General features: G+C 39.7%; 15 protein-coding genes. 9 read left to right on the top strand and 6 right to left on the bottom strand.

Translation table 11 applies throughout. From position 1 onward, the window contains the following. Window positions 1-4 precede the first annotated feature (4 nt). Window positions 5-1,774 carry a chloride channel protein gene (locus BM156_RS16315; RefSeq protein WP_093920965.1) on the top strand — a complete coding sequence of 590 codons (1,770 nt, stop codon included), beginning with the start codon at window positions 5-7 and terminating at the stop codon, window positions 1,772-1,774. A gap of 396 nt (window positions 1,775-2,170) precedes the next feature. Here BM156_RS16315 and BM156_RS16310 read toward each other — a convergent pair whose 3' ends face one another. Both BM156_RS16310 and BM156_RS16305 read right to left on the bottom strand, forming a co-directional pair. Further along, the gene (locus BM156_RS16310; protein WP_139218314.1) at window positions 2,171-2,737 is read right to left on the bottom strand and encodes a hypothetical protein; all 567 of its coding nucleotides are present in this window, start codon (window positions 2,735-2,737) and stop codon (window positions 2,171-2,173) included. After that, window positions 2,673-3,146, bottom strand: a complete 474-nt coding sequence (locus BM156_RS16305) for an aminoacyl-tRNA deacylase (protein WP_093920963.1) — start codon at window positions 3,144-3,146, stop codon at window positions 2,673-2,675. The genes BM156_RS16310 and BM156_RS16305 overlap by 65 nt, the downstream gene beginning before the upstream one ends. Before the next feature lie 435 nt (window positions 3,147-3,581). Here BM156_RS16305 and glyA point away from each other — a divergent pair, with 435 nt between their 5' ends. Together glyA and BM156_RS16295 are read left to right on the top strand one after the other, a co-directional pair. Further along, complete coding sequence (glyA, locus tag BM156_RS16300; RefSeq protein WP_093921012.1) at window positions 3,582-4,862, top strand: serine hydroxymethyltransferase; 1,281 nt, start codon at window positions 3,582-3,584, stop codon at window positions 4,860-4,862. Between the two features lie 260 nt (window positions 4,863-5,122). Beyond that, window positions 5,123-7,930 carry a M16 family metallopeptidase gene (locus BM156_RS16295; RefSeq protein ID WP_093920962.1) on the top strand — a complete coding sequence of 936 codons (2,808 nt, stop codon included), beginning with the start codon at window positions 5,123-5,125 and terminating at the stop codon, window positions 7,928-7,930. A gap of 105 nt (window positions 7,931-8,035) precedes the next feature. Here the strand turns inward: BM156_RS16295 and BM156_RS16290 are convergent, their stop codons facing one another. Continuing rightward, window positions 8,036-8,788: a nucleotidyltransferase family protein gene (locus tag BM156_RS16290; protein WP_093920961.1), complete on the bottom strand. Its 753-nt coding sequence runs from the start codon at window positions 8,786-8,788 to the stop codon at window positions 8,036-8,038. Between the two features lie 112 nt (window positions 8,789-8,900). On the opposite strand from BM156_RS16290, the gene BM156_RS16285 reads away from it, so the two are divergent. Beyond that, a complete protein-coding gene (locus BM156_RS16285) occupies window positions 8,901-9,308 on the top strand; it encodes a Spy/CpxP family protein refolding chaperone (RefSeq protein WP_093920960.1) in 408 nt (135 codons plus the stop codon). Between the two features lie 160 nt (window positions 9,309-9,468). Beyond that, window positions 9,469-10,674, top strand: a complete 1,206-nt coding sequence (locus BM156_RS16280; protein WP_093920959.1) for a chorismate transformation FkbO/Hyg5 family protein — start codon at window positions 9,469-9,471, stop codon at window positions 10,672-10,674. Between the two features lie 62 nt (window positions 10,675-10,736). Here the strand turns inward: BM156_RS16280 and ribH are convergent, their stop codons facing one another. Further along, on the bottom strand, window positions 10,737-11,225 hold the full coding sequence (ribH, locus tag BM156_RS16275) for a 6,7-dimethyl-8-ribityllumazine synthase (protein WP_093920958.1): 489 nt from the start codon (window positions 11,223-11,225) through the stop codon (window positions 10,737-10,739). A gap of 73 nt (window positions 11,226-11,298) precedes the next feature. After that, window positions 11,299-11,991, bottom strand: coding sequence for a tetratricopeptide repeat protein (locus BM156_RS16270; RefSeq protein WP_093921011.1), 693 nt, complete (start codon window positions 11,989-11,991; stop codon window positions 11,299-11,301). Between the two features lie 274 nt (window positions 11,992-12,265). Here BM156_RS16270 and recF point away from each other — a divergent pair, with 274 nt between their 5' ends. Together recF and BM156_RS16255 are read left to right on the top strand one after the other, a co-directional pair. Then, entirely contained in the window at window positions 12,266-13,375 is a 1,110-nt protein-coding gene (gene recF / locus BM156_RS16260; protein ID WP_093920956.1) for a DNA replication/repair protein RecF, read from the top strand. Beyond that, window positions 13,372-13,662: a DciA family protein gene (locus BM156_RS16255; RefSeq protein ID WP_093920955.1), complete on the top strand. Its 291-nt coding sequence runs from the start codon at window positions 13,372-13,374 to the stop codon at window positions 13,660-13,662. The genes recF and BM156_RS16255 overlap by 4 nt, the downstream gene beginning before the upstream one ends. Before the next feature lie 3 nt (window positions 13,663-13,665). Here the strand turns inward: BM156_RS16255 and ndk are convergent, their stop codons facing one another. Beyond that, window positions 13,666-14,085 (bottom strand): nucleoside-diphosphate kinase, encoded by a 420-nt coding sequence (ndk, locus tag BM156_RS16250; protein WP_093920954.1) that lies wholly within the window; start codon window positions 14,083-14,085, stop codon window positions 13,666-13,668. 119 nt (window positions 14,086-14,204) lie between these two features. Here ndk and BM156_RS16245 point away from each other — a divergent pair, with 119 nt between their 5' ends. Both BM156_RS16245 and BM156_RS16240 read left to right on the top strand, forming a co-directional pair. Next, window positions 14,205-15,242 carry a DHH family phosphoesterase gene (locus tag BM156_RS16245; RefSeq protein ID WP_139218313.1) on the top strand — a complete coding sequence of 346 codons (1,038 nt, stop codon included), beginning with the start codon at window positions 14,205-14,207 and terminating at the stop codon, window positions 15,240-15,242. Window positions 15,243-15,323: 81 nt separating this feature from the next. Next, entirely contained in the window at window positions 15,324-15,839 is a 516-nt protein-coding gene (locus tag BM156_RS16240) for an FKBP-type peptidyl-prolyl cis-trans isomerase (protein ID WP_093920952.1), read from the top strand. Window position 15,840: the final 1 nt, after the last annotated feature.

Here is a 15,840-nt window from a genome sequence, read left to right as displayed (position 1 = left end):
TACAATGTTGGGGATTGATAAGTTGAATTTGAGTTCATTGGCGAAACAGCTGATGGGTAAGAAAAAGCTGTATTGGATTAGTTTCATTATTGGTGTAGTTAGTGGGATTGCTGCACTAATCTTGAAAAATCTGATTCACTTTATTGGAGAGCGATTAGTGGGGTACTTTGTAATTTCGAGTGGGAATTACTGGTTTTTAGCCTTCCCGTTGATTGGCATCCTGATTACGGTTCTAATTATTCGTTATTTGGTAAAGGACGATTTAAGTCATGGTGTCTCGAAAATTTTGGCGGCAATATCGTTGAACAAAGGGAAAATCAAACCACATAACTCCTTCTCGTCAATGATAACCAGTAGCTTTACCATTGGCTTTGGTGGATCAGTTGGAGCGGAGGCACCGGTTGTATTGACGGGAGCATCAATTGGGTCGAATCTGGCTCGTTTTTTCAAACTTGATCAGGCTGAGATAATGCTTATGATTGGGTGTGGGGCAACAGGAGCTATAGCTGGAATTTTTAAAGCTCCAATAGCCGGAGTCGTTTTTACTTTGGAAGTATTGATGCTCGATTTGACCATGGCTTCGTTGGTACCACTTCTGATTTCGGGTATCACTTCTGCAGTGATTGCTTATTACTTTATGGGTGATGCTGTTTTATTCAAATTTAGTGTCATTCATACCTTTGAGGCGGTGCAGATTCCTTATTACATTTTAGCCGGAGTATTTGCTGGTTTTTTATCCTTGTACTTTACTCGGGTTGCCATGTCAGTTGAAAAGAAGATGAAGAGTATCAAAAAGCAGTCTGTTCGGTTGATTTATGGAGGTATTGCCTTAGGAGTGCTGATCTTTTTGTTTCCGCCACTTTGGGGAGAAGGTTATTCATCAATCAATAAGGTGTTCAATGATATGGGACATAACTTACTTGATAATTCCTTGTTCTATGACTTTGGTGATAATCCTTGGTTTTTTGCCTCTTTTCTAATGGCACTATTGCTGGTAAAAGTAGTGGCTATGGCAATTACCACGGCAAGTGGAGGAATTGGAGGTATTTTTGCACCAACTTTGTTTGTCGGAGCAGTTGGTGGTTATTTTCTGGCTTATACGCTAAATTTGGTATTTGGCTTACACTTACCCTTGGATAATTTTGCGTTGGCAGGCATGGGGGCGATGATGGCAGGTGTAATGCATGCTCCGCTACTCGGAATTTTCCTGACCGCAGAGTTAACCGGGGGCTATGAGTTGTTGTTCCCCTTAATTATTGCGGCCCTGGCAGCCTATATAACGATTATGCGCTTTGAACCACATTCAATCTATACCAAACGATTGGCTGAAGATGGTAAACTGGTTACGCATAACAAAGACCGCGCAGTATTGCACTTCATGGAGGTTGGTGAATTGATTGAAACTGACCTTAAAATTATTGATCCGGAAGCAACGCTGGGCGACTTAGTGAAATCGATTTCGAAATCGAAGCGCGACTTGTTTCCTGTTGTAGATCATAATGGTATGCTGAAGGGAATGGTTAAAATGAATGACATTCGGAATTTGATCTTTAAACAGGAATTATATGATAAGATTCATGTTAAAGATTTAATGTACATGCCTGAATACTATATCTCGCCAAAAGACTCGATGCATGTGGTTGCTGAGAAGTTTGAAACCAGTGGCCGCTTTAACTTGGCAGTGATTGACCAAGGAAAATACATCGGATTTATTTCTCGGGCAAAAGTATTCTCAATTTATCGAAATACGGTAAGGACATTCTCTTATGATTAGAGGTGTTTACCCAGAGCTTGGTTTGAAGGCGTTGTAATCAAAAACACGCATCATTCCAGTGAAAAGAGCCAAAATGCCGGCTAATATTCCAATAACTTTCTCAATGGATATGCCTTGCGAAATAAAGACAAAAGAGGCTAACAGGAAAATGATGAATAGCAAAAGGTAGCGAATGTTGCGTCAGCTACCTTTGGGGTTAAATTTACGTTCCAGCTCTTTTTTTTCGGTAGCCGGAACAGAGTCATTCAAGTAGTCGCAAAATGTTTCAGAAAATAGTGTAGATGGCACACTAAACATATGTGTTGATTGACAATGCCTGTGCATTAAGCTGGGATTTTTAGAGCGTAAAGCTTGTCGAAAATCCAGGTGAACTATTGCCTTTAAAAGAACTTGTTTTTATGAGCTAAAAGATTTATAAAAAGAAGAGTAAATAGCGATGAAAATGAGCGTGAAAATAAGATTTGTTGTTGAAAAAGCGTTTGTCCCAATGTGAATTACCGGAACAACGATAAGGCTTATTTGTGCTGCTAGATAAAAGAAAAAACCTGATTTTTTGCTTTTCCCCATCTTGATAACGCCTAAAAGTGAAACAAAGCTGATGGCAGCCATTGCCAGGATGTAAAACTGGTCAAGCATCTCAGGCGTTTGAGAATTGGTTAATTTTTCAATCCAAAGAAGGGCACGCTGATAAAAGATAAAAGCTCCCAGGTAGGCGATTGTCGCTAAACCGCTGCCAAGTTTACTTAATGCTATTGCTGAACTTAAAAGTAATGGGCGTTCTGAACTATCCATTCTACATATTTTTTCTAGGCTGCTAAAGTCACATAAAAAAAAGAAACCTCCAAATCTGAAGGCTTCTGAAAATAGAAAGAATTGTTGGGTTTCTTTTCTTACGAGTTTAACTTGTAAGTGCCGTTGAAAAGGCCAGTACAACGGGTTGTACCAAGCGTTCAAAATCGGCATAGGCCATTCTTATTAATTCCACATGGGTGCCGGCATTAAAAGCAATTTCAGTATCTTCTGCTAAGCTTTCTGCAACAAATACTTCCATGTCGTATAGGTTGCCAAAAGGAGGCATGGCTCCAATTTCGCACTCAGGGAACAAATATTTGAATTCCATTTCATTGGCAAGTTCAATTGTTTTTGCTCCGGTCAGTTCTTTCAACACATCCAGCCTTACGCGATAAGAAGCGGGTAATACAGCCATAGCCATTTTCCCATCCAATTTTATCATGACTGTTTTGGCAAGCTCTTTCCCGGGAATGTGTGTTGTAGCTGCTACACGTTGGGCATTAAACGCTAATGAGTGCCTAATGGTAATGTACTCAATGTTGTTTTCGTCCAGGTAGTTTTTCAGTTTTTTGATTGGCATAACATACAGTTTTTATCAAGACAATACTGACTAAGTAGGTGCATAGTACTCTTTCCTATTTTGGGAGTAAATCTTCCTCGTTATAGGTTGAGTCGTTGAGAGGCTCTGTAATTAAAACGCTAAATTTTGTGTCCCTTTTAATTGGTGATACTGTTTTAAGCGGTGTTTTGTTTCTGCATAGCTTGAGAAATGCTCTGAAATTGGAGAAGGAAAAGAATTAGAGAAAAAGACCTTTTTTAATGTTAAGAGTTAACAAAAATGCCGATTTGTTGATTTTTATTCGTTTTTGATCGCAGTAAAAAGTTATACCTTTACGCTTTCTTTTCAATTGGAAAAGGAAAATTCAGATTAATGAGAGAACACAGAGGTTAATCTGACCAAAATGCCGCAATGGCAATGATTAGTTTTGTTATAACATCCAACATTTATACACAAATGAAAAGAGATCAACTTGTATTTGACATTATTGAAAAAGAACGCCAACGACAGTTGAGCGGAATCGAATTAATTGCTTCGGAAAACTTTGTAAGTGAGCAAGTAATGGAAGCAATGGGTTCTGTAATGACTAACAAATATGCCGAAGGTTATCCTGGGAAACGCTATTATGGCGGTTGCCAGTGTGTTGACCAAACTGAGCAATTGGCTATTGATCGTTTAAAAGAATTATTTGGAGCAGTTTATGCGAACGTGCAGCCACACTCAGGAGCTCAGGCCAATGCTGCCGTTTTAAGCGTTATTTTGAATCCTGGAGATAAATTCCTTGGACTTGATCTCTCGCACGGAGGACACCTTTCTCATGGCTCACCTGTTAATTCATCGGGTATTTTATACGAACCGATTGCTTACCATGTAAAAGAAGAAACCGGCTTGGTTGATTATGACGAAATGGAAGCTTTGGCTCGCGAGCACAAACCAAAACTGATCATCGGTGGGGCTTCGGCATACTCTCGTGAGTGGGATTATGCTCGCATGCGTAAAATTGCTGATGAAGTGGGTGCTATGTTTATGGTAGATATGGCTCACCCTGCAGGTTTAATTGCAGCAGGTTTGCTGGAAAATCCAGTAAAACATGCGCACATTGTAACTTCAACAACCCATAAAACACTGCGCGGACCACGCGGAGGGATCATTCTGATGGGAGAGGATTTTGAAAATCCGTTTGGATACAAAACCCCAAAAGGTGTTACTAAAATGATGTCGGCAGTTATTGATTTTGCCGTTTTCCCAGGTCAGCAAGGTGGACCGCTGGAACATGTTATTGCCTCTAAGGCAATTGCTTTTGGCGAAGCTTTGGATCCTTCGTACAAAGAGTACCAAGCTCAGGTTAAAAAGAACGCAGCGGTGATGGCGCAGGCGTTTGTTGATAAGGGGTACAAAGTGATTTCAGGAGGAACGGATAATCACAGTATGTTGATTGACTTACGTACAAAATTCCCTGAATTGACTGGTAAGGTCGCTGAAAATACTTTGGTTAAGGCCGATATTACCATTAACAAAAACATGGTGCCATTTGATAGCCGTTCACCATTCACAACTTCAGGATTGCGTGTTGGAACTCCTGCAATTACGACTCGTGGATTGAAGGAAGATCAAATGCCCGTTATTGTTGACTTGATTGATGAAGTATTGAGTGATGTTGAGAATGAAGCAACAATTGCCGCAGTACGCGAAAAAGTTAATAAAATGATGAACGATTTACCATTGTTTGCATGGTAAACTAAGATATACATCAAGCATTATGAAAGGCATCCGGTTCGGGTGCCTTTTTTGTTATAAATAAATTGAAAATAAGAATGATTGCAAAGATTGAAAGGATGGGGGCGAGCTTTGAAAAATAATTTAAACAACATCGAAAGTAATAATTTATTGTAAAATTATTTTGTATTTTAGTCAGCAGTTAATTAAGAATCAACCCCTCTGGTTGTAATGTAAGCGAGAAAAAAGCTACAAATTCTACAAAAATAAATGTAACAAACATGAGAAAATTACTCAGTATTTTATTGGTGTTATTTACGCTGATTAGTACGGCTCAAACGGGATTGGATCTCACGAGTCCACTTCCCGAAGATCCTGCAGTTAGCAAAGGAGTTTTGGAAAATGGCATGACCTATTATGTTCGGGCCAACAGTAATCCGAAGAATAGAGCAGATTTGTTTCTTGTTGTTCGAGCCGGATCAATTGATGAAGACAATGATCAACAAGGATTGGCTCACTTTGCGGAGCACATGGCTTTTAACGGTACAAAGAACTTTCCCAAAAATGAGCTAATCAGTTATTTAGAGTCAATCGGGATGGAGTTTGGTCCGGAAATCAATGCCTATACAAGTTTTGATGAAACGGTTTACATGATCAAGGTTCCGTTGGATAGTACTGAGTATATGGATAAAGGCTTGATGGTGCTGTATGATTGGGCTAGCCAGATAACCGATTCCGATGAAGAAATCAATAAAGAACGCGGTGTTATTCATGAAGAATGGCGTGGTGGTCGTGGTGCCAGCGAACGGATGATGAAAGAATGGTTGCCAGTGTTCTTGCATAACAGCCGTTATGCAGAGCGATTGCCAATCGGTAAAATTGATATTATCGACAACTTCGAACCGGAAGTTTTACGCCGTTATCGTGCTGATTGGTATCGTCCCGACTTGCAAGCTGTTATTGTGGTGGGTGATTTTGATCAGCAGGCAATGACCAACAAAGTGAAGGAATTGTTTTCTCAAATTCCAGCACCTGAGAATGCCCGAGAGAAGAAGTATTATGACATACCGGGGCATAAAGAGACTTTTGTGAAAGTGGTTACTGACAAGGAAGCACAGTATCCTATTGCACAGGTGTTTTATAAGCATCCGTTGGTGGTTAATAAAACAATTGGCGATTATCGCGAGTCCATCAAAGCATCTATTTTCAATGGTATTATCAATAACCGTTTGCAGGAGCTAACTCAAAAGGAAAATCCTCCGTTTGTTTTTGCTTCTTCCAGTTACGATGAGTTGTTTGGCCCGACAAGTGTTTATGCGTCGGTTGCTGTTGCTCAAAACGGAAAAATTGATACCGGCATAAAAGCAGTATTGGTTGAAAATGAGCGAGTAAAAAAATATGGTTTTACCGCAACAGAATTCGGGCGGCAAAAAACAGCCATGCTGGCGTCGATTGAAAAAGCGTACAACGAACGGGATAAGCAAAAGTCAATCAATTATGCGAATGAGTATAAGCGAAACTTTTTGATGACACAGGAGCCTTTCCCCGGCATTGAAAATGAGTTTAACTATTACAAGCAGTTATTGCCTTCGATAACACTTGAGGAGGTGAATGCGTTAGCAAACAAGTGGATTATCGATGAAAATCGGGTGGTTATTGTAACAGCACCTGAAATTGAAGGCGTCGAAGTTCCTAGCGAAGAGGCAATCTCTGCATTGCTTGATGAAGTAGAAACGATAGCGGTTGAGCCCTATCAGGACAACGTTGTTGATAAGCCTTTGATCGAAGGAGAATTGCCCGGATCTTCAATCGCGGCAACAAAGCAACTGGACGATATTGACGCGGTGGAGTGGAAATTGCAAAACGGAGCAACGGTAGTTGTCAAATCAACAGAGTTTAAAGATGATGAGATTCTCTTTTCTGCATACAGTTTGGGAGGAAACTCGCTTTACGGACAAGCTGATGATATTTCTGCAGACTTGGCGTCAACCATTGTTGCCATGAGTGGTATCGGTGATTTTGATCAAATTGCATTGGACAAGTTATTAGCAGGAAAGGTCTTTAATATCTCTCCCTATATTGGCGAGTTAACCGAAGGTTTTAAAGGAAGCTCTTCGAAGAAAGATATTGAAATGCTGTTTAAAATGCTTTACCTGTACTTCACTGATTTACGGGTTGATGAGACTGCATATGGTAGTTATATGAGTCGCATGGCTGCGGTTTTAGAGAATAAAAAGGCATCTCCTGAAGCTGCTTTCCGTGACACGTTCAAAGTGGTTGCAAACAACTACCATCCACGAAGAAGAACCATGGAAGTTGATTACCTGAAAGAGGCTGATCCCAAACGAATTTATGAAATTGCAAAGGAGCGTTTTGCTGATGCCAGCGATTATAAATTCTTCTTTGTCGGAAATATCGACCTCGATCAGTTTAAGCCATTGGTAGAAAAATATATTGGTTCCATTCCAACTGCCAGTAAAAATGAGCATTGGAAAGATCTGCATGTTTCAGCACCTGAAGGAGTGGTTGAAAAGACAGTTTATCGCGGACAGGAAGAAAAGAGTATTCACTATACCGTTTTCCATGGCGATTTTGACTACTCGCGAAAGAACCGAATTGTGATTGATGCTTTAGGAAAAGTATTAAGCACTCGATTATTGGAAGTTATTCGCGAAGATAAGAGCAGTGTTTATTCTATCGGAGCTCGTCCTTCGGTTGATAAATGGCCAGAACCCAAATATGAAATTATGATTTATTACGGAACGGCTCCGGAGAAAGTAAGCGAATTGCAGCAAGCCGTTTTCGATGAAATCAAAAAAATCAGCACTGATGGTCCAACGGATGATGATCTTGTGAAAGCCAAAGAAAAATTGCATCGCGAACGCGAAGTTAATTTGCGCGAAAATGGTTATTGGCTAAGCGTTTTGAGTAGTGGTTATATGTATAAAGATGGTGATTTTAGCAACTTTGACGAGTTTGATGAGCTGGTCAATGAAATTGATGTTGCAACTGTCAAACAGGCTGCTCAAGAGTATTTCGACTTTAATAGTTATTTTAGTGTGACATTAAAGCCTGCGAAAACAGAGTAGTTTTTGCTTAAAGATATGCAAGCCGCTTCGGATTTCCGGAGCGGCTTTTTTATGCTGCATTATTCCAATGTTGGGTCAAAAGAATTGAAGGTTCTGTGGTTTATTTTAGGCTTTGGAGCTTTTATTGTTATCAATTGCTTTGATGAGTTCTTCTGCTTCTGTTACTTGCTCAAACTTCCCTAAATCCATCCACAAGGACTGAGAATCAATAAAAGCTTTTACTCTTTGCGTTTGGGCCAGTTTTAAGTAGAGGTCAATAATTGAAAATTTGCCACTTGCCTCAATCTGTTGGAAGATACTGGGCTGAACAATATGGATTCCACTAAACGCATAGGGCGTAGCAGCTTCAAACGAGTCGGGACGTGACACTTTGGTCGCTCCATTTTTAATGTTTTTCCAGCCACAAAGTTGTTGTTGTCCATCAAAAAGAAGGTAGCGTGAGGTTCTGCGCTTACGAACAACCAGAGTCGCCATTGATTGATTAACTTCGTGATAGTTGATGAGCTCCTTAAAGGAAAGATTAGTCAGCACATCTACATTGATTAGCAGGATGGGCTCGTCAGTCTTAAAAAGGGATTGTGCTTTCCAAAGTCCCCCGCCAGTATCTAGCAATTCTCCACTTTCATCAGAGACTGAAATCTCGATGCCAAAGTTTTGGTGTTCTCGAAGAAACTGAATGACTTGATCGGAGAAATGATGAACATTAATTACAAGTCGAGTACAGCCTTGTTGTTGAAGGTTTTCAATACTTCGTTGTAGAAGCGTTTTTCCGTTCAATTTAACGAGTGCTTTGGGGGTATTATTGGTAAGTGGTTGCAGCCGTGTTCCCAGTCCGGCGGCAAATATCATTGCTTGCATGCTAATCGTTTTGCGGCAAAAATAGTGGAAACTTTCTTTGAACGAAAACGACCGGAGTTAAACGATCTGTTTTTTTTGAAGTCTAAAGCATGTAAATCAAAACTTTGAGAACATGAAGAGGATACAGTTATTATTGTTTTTTTTAGTTACCAGCATTGGAACTAGCTTGGCACAGCCTGGAGAAAGGGGACAACGGATGAGCCCGGAAGAACGCGAAAATAAAATGGTTGAAGCTTTGGCTCTTGATGAAACTCAGCAAGCCAAATTAAAAGCGATTAATGAGAATTACTGGGAATCGTTTACGGAGTTGCGCAAAGAAATGCAAGCTGCCGCAGATAATAGAAAGGAGTTGCGGGAGAAGATGAAAACAAACATGGACAAGCGAAACCAAGAGATTCGGGCGCTGTTGACTCCGGAGCAAGCCAAGAAGTTTGGTGAAATGCAAAAGCAACGTGAAGATCGAATGGAAAAACGGAGGATGCCCCACAAACGGGGAGGAGATAAGCGACCAGGAAAATGATATTCGTGACTGAGGTTTTAGTTTAGTTAGCAGAAAAGGTGAGGAGGCCGTATTGGCCTCCTCTTTTTATTTTTTTACGTGAGCTAATTCGCAAAATGAGATGTTGTTTTTGACCAATAGTTCGTATTTTTAAGGTGAGAATAAACTAACAAACCTGATTTTGAAAAATGATGTTCTACTTGCTTCTCATCCTGAGAATCTGAAGCAATTTAAGCCCAAGCCCTATTATTGGTATTTAAAACCAACTGTTGTCGGGGATTTTATAGTGCAATTGGCGAATTGCATCAATGCTTTACAGCGGTATCTGGAAAAGCATGAAGATGAACAGGTCTTTATGCTACGGGTTTTTGTTAGAGTAAATACCAAAGCGCAATTGGAGCGGTATATTGGAGAAGTTAAAAAGACGCTAGAGCGATTTAACGGTCCATGTACAATTATTGCTGAGGCTCCAGAGATGCCAAGCTATGTTGAGTTTGAGGTGGGAATGATCAATACTACAGATGTTGAATTGAAGTACGGAGAGATGGAGAATCTACGCTATACTCAGATTCAATATAAAAGTCATACGGAGTATTGGTTTGGAGGAGCTATTGGACAAGGAGGAAATACGACGGAAGAGAACTCAAAGGAAGCATTTGAACAGTTGCAAAGAGCATTTGCCTCCATAGGGCTTAGCTTTGATGCTATCGTTCGGCAATGGAATTATATTGAGGATATTTGCGGATTGCAAGAGGTTGGAGCCAAAAAACGCCAAAACTATCAGCAGTTTAATGATGTGCGTGCGACATATTACAAGCAGTTCCGAAAGGTTGATGGTTTTCCGGCTGCAACAGGTATCGGGCAGCTGTTTGGGGGAGTGATCGTTGAATGCATGCTGGTGGATGGTTGTGAGGGCTGCTCTGTTTTTAGTGTAAAAAACCAAAGCCAGGAGGATGCCTATTGCTATAGTCAGCAGGTTTTAGTTGGCGATTCAATTCGAACTGGATCTAGAAAGCAAGTTCCTCAATTTGAGCGAGCAAAACTGATGCGGGTTCAGCAGAAAGGACGCTTATTTATTTCGGGAACTGCAGCCATTATAGGACAAGATACAGTGGATCTTAACGATGTTGTCGCTCAAACAAAAGTGATTATTAACCATCTGAAAGAATTGATCTATACTAGTTCGAGTTATTATGAAGCTAATGAATTTGAGAAGGAATACATTGCATATTTGCGTTGCTATGTCAAACATCAAGCTGATATCCCTGTGGTAAGGGACGTTTGTTTGCGAAACTTTAATGATGTTCCAATGAGCTTTGTGGTGGCTGATATTTGTCGTAGGGAGCTGCTTGTTGAGATTGAAGCAGAGGTTTACCGGGGAGAATAAAAAAGCCAGAGGCAGTTACCTCTGGCTAGTCGTTTGTTTGTACCTATTTGCTTGGGTGCAAATTATGCTTTCATTTCATTTTGAAGAGCAACCATTTTGATGGCCGTTACAGCAGCCTCATCACCTTTATTTCCAAGCTTGCCGCCTGCGCGATCCAGTGCTTGTTGTTCATTGTTGGTTGTTAATACACCAAAGATGAATGGTTTGTTGTACTTCAGATTAAGATCTGTTGTTCCTTGAGTTACACCATCGCAAATAAAGTCGAAGTGACGTGTATCGCCCTGAATAACGCAGCCAATTAAAATTATTGCATCCACGTCAGTGTACTCAGCAAAAAACTGCCCACCCAGTGGAAGTTCAAAAGTGCCTGGCACATGTTTCACCTGAATATCTTCTTCTGCAGTGCCATGTTTGGTTAACGTGTCAATTGCACCTTGTGCTAAAGCTCCTGTTATTTCATAGTTCCATTCAGCTACCACTAGGCCAAATTTATATCCTTTAGCTGATGGTACTGAATCGATATCGTAAGCTGATAGATTTTTTGTTGCCATATTTCTTCTTTTTTTACAAAAATAAAAAATCCCCTGAAGAGGGGATTCTTTGTACTATTATTTCAACAAGAAATTATTTGCTTTGTTTAATTTCAACCCGGGCAATGTATTTTGCGACATTGCGGCCTTCGGCACTTGATGGGTAGTTTTCTTTAATGTCTTGGTACAATTTTAGCGCATCGCTTAGTTGACCTTCTGATTCCATCAGGTTCGCTGCTTTCATCATGTAAACAGGACTGGTCAATTCATTCTCGGTGCTTTTAAAAGCCTTTTTGTATGCAGCTAAAGCCTTGTCTGTTTCTCCTAGCTCAAGATAAGCATCTCCTTTTGCTCCCTCTACAATCGGAACTAAAAGTAGGTCTTCTGTGTCGAATGAACTTAAATAATCGATTGCTGAATCGTATTCACCCAATCTCAGGTAAGAAATACCGGTATAGTAATTTGCTAAATTTCCAGCATCAGTCATTCCATACTCATCAATGATATCCAGAAAACCTAAATAGTTTCCATCGCCATTGATGGCCAAATTGAAAGAATCTTTTTCAAAATATTGTTCAGCCATGAACATTTGCTCTTGAGCATCAGTTTCGCGTGGATGAATATATAACCGGGTAAATCCGAGATAAGCTACAACAATAGCAACTATAACACCAACAACGATTGTCAGAGTTTTCTGATTTTCCTCAATTAACTGCTCAGTTTTTGTCAAAGTATTTTCTACTTCCGAAAAGCTGTCGTGTTCTTTTTTGTCTTTATTCTTTACCATCTTAAAAAAGGTTATTCCAAATTTGTGACGCAAAAATATGCTTTTTTATAAAATAAAAAGCAGGAATAGTTTATAAAATTTAATATTAATCAACATGTTGCTGTTATTAGCTTCTTTTAGATAAATTACAGGTACTGTTTTTGCTTGTATTACAGGGGGTATCGGCGTTTTGGTTAATAAAAAGTGGTGCGATGTTGACATTCGGGGCAAAAAGCATTCCGGCATGATTTGTAATTTTCTTAGTTTTGCTTCTTGATATTTAGAATAATTGTACATGCATATTCAACACTTGGCATTGGTTAATTTTAAGAATTTTGAGGAAGCTGATTTAAAGTTTTCGTCAAACTTGAACTGCTTTATTGGAAATAATGGGGCCGGGAAAACAAATTTGATGGATGCAATTTATTATTTATCGTTCTGTAAAAGTTTTTCCAGTGCTATCGATGGGTTGAATATTCGCCATGAAGAAGAGTTTTTTGTTGTTCAAGGGAAATATCAGCGTCTGGAGCAAGATGAGCATATTTACTGTGGCTTAAAGCGAGGACAGAAAAAGCACTTCAAACGGAATAAAAAGGAATACAAGAAGCTTTCGGAACACATTGGATTGTTGCCATTGATCATTATTACCCCGTCCGATATAAACTTAATTATGGGGGGAAGTGATGAGCGTCGACGTTTCTTAGACGGACTCATTTCGCAATACGATCAGGTTTATCTTGATAACTTGATTCGGTACAACCGGGCCTTATTGCAGCGCAATAAATTGTTGAAGCAGTTTGCCAGCGAACGATTTTTTAGCGAGGAAAGCCTGGAAGTTTGGAGCGATCAGTTAGTGCATTACGGACAATTGATTCATGAAAAACGGGTAGAATACCTGCAGAAACTACAGCCGATTTTTCAGCAGTATTATGAACTAATTTCCTCAGGGAAGGAGCGGATCGAAATGATCCATGAGTCAAAATTGAACGAAAATGATTTAGGAAGTTTACTGAAAGAGTCAATCGCTAAAGACCGCATTTTACAGTATACTTCAGTCGGTATCCATAAAGATGATATTCTATTCAACTTGGGAGATTACCCGATTAAGAAGCTTGGCTCGCAAGGGCAAAAGAAGACTTATCTGGTGGCTTTGAAATTAGCTCAGTTTGATTTTATTAAAGAGCTTTCAGGGATGACGCCAATCTTGTTGTTGGATGATATTTTTGATAAATTAGATAAGAATCGGGTGGAGCAAATTGTGAAGTTGGTGGCTAATGATCATTTTGGACAAATTTTTATAACCGATACAAACAGAGAACATCTAGATCAAATAATTACGGAAATTGAGGCCGATTACAAAATTTTTCAGGTCGTTGAAGGCTCCGTAAATGAGGACATAAAATGAGACGAAGCAATACACAAAAATTAAGCGAAGTCTTGCGAGACTATATTGAAGAGAATAAGCTACAAAAAAAGCTTACTGAGGTTGATCTAATTGCTTCGTGGGAACAGGTTGTCGGTAAAACGATTGCCCGTTATACCGAATCATTACGAATCAGTAATGGAACTTTGTTTGTAAAAACAAGCTCGCCAGCATTACGTAGTGAGTTGGTTATGATGAAAGAACAATTGAAAGCCCGACTCAATGAACAGGCGGGCGAGCAACTTATTAAGGAAATTATTTTTCGGTAGTACTTAGAAGCGTTCTACAGCCGAAAAGAAAAAATCACTTTCGCGCTTTGCACTTTCATCGCTATCAGAACCATGCACCGCGTTATGCGATTTCGATTCTGCATATAGCTTACGAATGGTTCCTTCTTCTGCTTCAACGGGGTCGGTTGCTCCAATCAACTTTCTGAAATCAGCAACCGCATTTTCTTTTTCAAGAATCATGGCCACAATAGGGCCTGAACTCATAAAAGTTGTTAAATCTTCATAAAAATACTTACCTCGGTGTTCTCCGTAAAAATCACCAGCTTGATTCTTAGATAATTGAAGTAATTTCATGGCGCGAATTATGAAGCCCGCATCTGTAATTTTTTGAATGATAGGGCCAACGTAGTTGCGTTCAACAGCAATTGGCTTGATCATTGTAAGTGTTTGATTACCATTCATGTTTGAGTTGTTTGTTAAGGGGTAAATATAGGTTTAACGAATTTAGAAAATAAATTAACCAAAATTAAATCCGGGGTGCATTATTTTTATATTTGTACTCGAATCAAAAAGTAGACATCTTGAAAGAACTTAATATAGAGACGATTAAAGCTTTTAAAGAACTTCTTGGAACATCAGCCAAGCGTATTGTTATTGTGCCTCATGTTAATCCCGATGGAGATGCCGTTGGCTCTGCTTTGGGAATGGCTCGTGTGCTAAAAAACGCAGGACACTGGGTAAATGTTTTGAGCGTTAATGACTACCCTGGTTTTTATCGCTGGATGACCGGGCACAATGAGGTCAGCTATTACTCAAAAAGTTCGAAAAAAGCTGCTCAATTGTTGGATGAATCAGATTTATTGGTTTGTCTTGACTTTAATCATTTATCTCGTACGGGAGATATGAAGTCGCTGATTGAGAATTATACGAAGCCAAGCATTTTGATTGACCATCATCCATATCCACAGGATTTTCCTTCAGTTCTAATTTCTCATCCTGAATGTTCGTCAACGGCCGAATTGGTATTTCATGTGTTGACTGCAGCAGGATTTAAGGAGCATGTTGATAAAGAAGCTGCAGAGGCGCTTTTTTGCGGAATCATGACTGACACCGGTTCGTTTGACTACAATGTTTCGGATCCGCAAACGTTCCAAACAGTAGGCGAATTGTTGAAATATGGAATTGACCAGGAGTACATTCATTCGCAGGTTTTTGACAATTACTCTGCCGATAGGATGCGCTTGTTGGGCTATTGTTTGAACGAGTGCATGGAAGTATTTCCTGAATATCATGCCGCAGTGATGTTTTTGTCGAAAGAAACCCAGAAAAAATTTAACTTTGTGCGCGGTGACAGCGAAGGCTTTGTAAATTACCCGCTTTCAATCAAAGGAATTCATTTCAGCACCTTGTTTACCGAGAAGGACGACATGGTGAAAGCTTCATTTCGGTCGAAAGGGGAATTCGCTGTAAATGAGTTCGCTGCAAAAAACTTTAATGGAGGAGGCCATTGCAACGCAGCCGGAGGGGAGGTTTTTGCATCATTATCAGACACGCTTGATAAATACCGGGAGTTATTGCCCGACTATCAGGCAGAGTTGATAAGAACAAAATCGGAATAATTGTTTCTATATCAGTATTTTCAGAGATTGCCTATTAAACGAATTAAACTAGATAGCAGATAATTGTATACAATATAACCTATGAAATCAATTAAAGTATTAAAGTTTTTAGCCATCGCATTGCTTTTGGTCAGCGTTTATTCTTGTTTAGATGACCCAATAGAGGAAGAACCAATTAACTATACGCCACAGCGTGAGGCAGAACTTCTGTCAGTGTATTTAGACACTTTAATCGAACGAGGATATGATATTGATACAACCTCAATGGGGGTTTATTATATTCTTGAAGAAGAGGGCGAAGGAGAGTATATTCAATATGGTGATTCCATAGGTATTGAATATACGGGAATGAGAATTGATAATGGCTCGGTTTTCGATTCATCTCAATTTATGGAAGGTGGCGTTTGGAGGTTCACGTTCAAAGAAGGTAATTTGATTGATGGCTTTGAAGAGGCCTTGATGCATTTAAATAAAGGAGCTGAGGGCTGGTTTGTTATTCCTTCGGAATTAGCCTATGGTTCCGCAGGATATGCAACGATTCCTCCTTATACAACACTGGGGTTTAGTATTAAACTGGTTGACATATACGAAGAATAGA

The organism is Sunxiuqinia elliptica, assembly GCF_900113005.1.
Lineage (GTDB): Bacteria > Bacteroidota > Bacteroidia > Bacteroidales > Prolixibacteraceae > Sunxiuqinia > Sunxiuqinia elliptica.
Note: the sequence above shows the minus strand (reverse complement) of the source record. Positions and strands in the feature narration are given on the sequence as shown.

Bases quoted from the DNA above. Each gene is read 5' to 3' on its own strand.
- BM156_RS16295 (WP_093920962.1), top strand. From the start codon at position 5,123: ATGAGAAAATTACTCAGTATTTTATTGGTGTTATTTACGCTGATTAGT.
- BM156_RS16305 (WP_093920963.1), bottom strand. From the start codon at position 3,146: ATGCCAATCAAAAAACTGAAAAACTACCTGGACGAAAACAACATTGAG.
- recF (WP_093920956.1), top strand. From the start codon at position 12,266: ATGCATATTCAACACTTGGCATTGGTTAATTTTAAGAATTTTGAGGAA.
- BM156_RS16240 (WP_093920952.1), top strand. From the start codon at position 15,324: ATGAAATCAATTAAAGTATTAAAGTTTTTAGCCATCGCATTGCTTTTG.
- BM156_RS16310 (WP_139218314.1), bottom strand. From the start codon at position 2,737: ATGCCGATTTTGAACGCTTGGTACAACCCGTTGTACTGGCCTTTTCAA.
- ndk (WP_093920954.1), bottom strand. From the start codon at position 14,085: ATGAATGGTAATCAAACACTTACAATGATCAAGCCAATTGCTGTTGAA.
- BM156_RS16285 (WP_093920960.1), top strand. From the start codon at position 8,901: ATGAAGAGGATACAGTTATTATTGTTTTTTTTAGTTACCAGCATTGGA.
- BM156_RS16255 (WP_093920955.1), top strand. From the start codon at position 13,372: ATGAGACGAAGCAATACACAAAAATTAAGCGAAGTCTTGCGAGACTAT.
- glyA (WP_093921012.1), top strand. From the start codon at position 3,582: ATGAAAAGAGATCAACTTGTATTTGACATTATTGAAAAAGAACGCCAA.
- BM156_RS16270 (WP_093921011.1), bottom strand. From the start codon at position 11,991: ATGGTAAAGAATAAAGACAAAAAAGAACACGACAGCTTTTCGGAAGTA.
- ribH (WP_093920958.1), bottom strand. From the start codon at position 11,225: ATGGCAACAAAAAATCTATCAGCTTACGATATCGATTCAGTACCATCA.
- BM156_RS16315 (WP_093920965.1), top strand. From the start codon at position 5: ATGTTGGGGATTGATAAGTTGAATTTGAGTTCATTGGCGAAACAGCTG.
- BM156_RS16290 (WP_093920961.1), bottom strand. From the start codon at position 8,788: ATGCAAGCAATGATATTTGCCGCCGGACTGGGAACACGGCTGCAACCA.